At 64.2% G+C, this 1,520-nt stretch carries 3 protein-coding genes; all 3 read right to left on the bottom strand.

Features of this window, described 5'->3' with window-relative positions:
• Positions 1 to 347: efflux RND transporter permease subunit (locus tag E4Q23_RS21340; RefSeq protein ID WP_169068480.1), on the bottom strand; the 347-nt coding region annotated here is incomplete at its 3' end.
• A gap of 1 nt (position 348) precedes the next feature.
• The gene (locus tag E4Q23_RS24375; RefSeq protein ID WP_248595639.1) at positions 349 to 903 is read right to left on the bottom strand and encodes a copper-binding protein; all 555 of its coding nucleotides are present in this window, start codon (positions 901 to 903) and stop codon (positions 349 to 351) included.
• Positions 869 to 1,520 (bottom strand): efflux RND transporter periplasmic adaptor subunit (locus tag E4Q23_RS24370; protein ID WP_248595638.1); only part of this gene is annotated, 652 nt, incomplete at its 5' end. The genes E4Q23_RS24370 and E4Q23_RS24375, both read right to left, overlap by 35 nt.

Genomic DNA, 1,520 nt, shown 5'->3' with positions numbered 1-1,520 from the left:
GAACTCAGATATTCCAGTACCCGCGAGCGCGCCCAGTAGATGTCGGTGCCGTCTTCGAAGATCACATAGACGTAGGAGGCGCCGAACATCGAGAAGCCGCGCACCACCTTGGCTTTCGGCACCGCCAGCATGGCCGTGGTCAGCGGATAGGTCACCTGATCCTCCACGACCTTCGGCGCCTGCCCGGCGTAGGGGGTGAACACGATCACCTGCACGTCGGAAAGATCCGGCAAGGCGTCGAGCGGCGTTTTCTTGACCGCATAGATGCCGCCGGCGACCACCGCCAGGGTGGCCAGCAACACCAGGAAGACGTTGCGCGCCGACCATTCAATCAGCCGATCGAGCATCTCAGTGGCCCTCGTGCTTGGCGGTGGCCTTCTCGATGCGGGTGATCACGAACTCGCCGTCGCCCCGGTCCTCGAACTCGAAGTGCATCGGCGCGCCGGGTGGCACCCCTTTGGCGACCTCGGGACTCGCCAGCCCGAACTCCATGGTCATCGCCGGCCACTGCAGTGCTGGAATCGGCTCGTGCGTAACCGACGCGGTGTTCGACGCGATGTCCAGTGAATCAATCGAGCCCTGCGCCTGGTACAGTTTCGCCACCGCTTTGGCCGATTCTGCCGACTGTGGTGCGGTGAAGGTCGACAAGGCCGCCTTGAGGTTGCTTTCCGCGTCGATCAGGAAGTTGGCCGCGGTGACTACTTCGTCGCCGACCTGAATGCCTTCGAGAATCTCGACCGCCTCGCGTCCGCGCAGACCGATCTTCACGGCCTGTGGTTTGTATTTGCCCTCGCCCAGCACGAGCAGGACCACCTGGCGGTCGCCGGTGTCGATCACTGCCGATGGCGGCACGGTCAGGCGTGCAGCCTTACCCGCGGTGGCGATCTCGACGTGCGCGAACATGCCCGGACGCAGCATCCCGTCGTGGTTTTTTTAGTTCGAGCCTGACCGGAGTGGTGCGTGTCGCGGCGTTGAGCGTCGGATAGAGGTAGGTGACTTTGGCTTCGAAGGGATGTCCCGGAAAGGCGTCGATGATCACCTGCGCGCTTTCGCCGAGCTTGACCCGGGCCAGATCCTGTTCGTAGACATCGGCGATCACCCAGACGGTGGACAGGTCGGCGATACGATAGATGACCGTTCCGGCCATGAAACGCATCCCTTCGACGGCCTTCTTTTCGAGCACCACGCCGGTAGCCGGCGAGGAGAAGGTGACCAGCGCGCTCTCTGAACCGGCCGCACTGGCAACCTTCCAGTTGCGCAGCCGTTCGCGAGCAGCTTCCGCCAAACGACGGGCGCCCTCGCGGGCCGCCGGATCGGCATTCCCGGCGCCCTGCTCGAGCGTCTCGGCAATACGCAATTCCTTCTGGGCGGAAACCAGTTCAGGGCTATAGACGGAGAACAGCGCCTGCCCCTTGCTGACCGGATCACCGGTGGCGCTCACCTGCAGCCGCTCGATCCAGCCTTCGAAGCGTGGCGCGACGTCGTGGATCCGGCCGACCGCGCGCAACGCCGCATCCAGC

The organism is Candidatus Accumulibacter phosphatis, from assembly GCF_012939955.1.
In the GTDB taxonomy this organism is placed as follows: domain Bacteria; phylum Pseudomonadota; class Gammaproteobacteria; order Burkholderiales; family Rhodocyclaceae; genus Accumulibacter; species Accumulibacter delftensis.
This window is presented reverse-complemented; position numbering and strand designations above follow the sequence as displayed.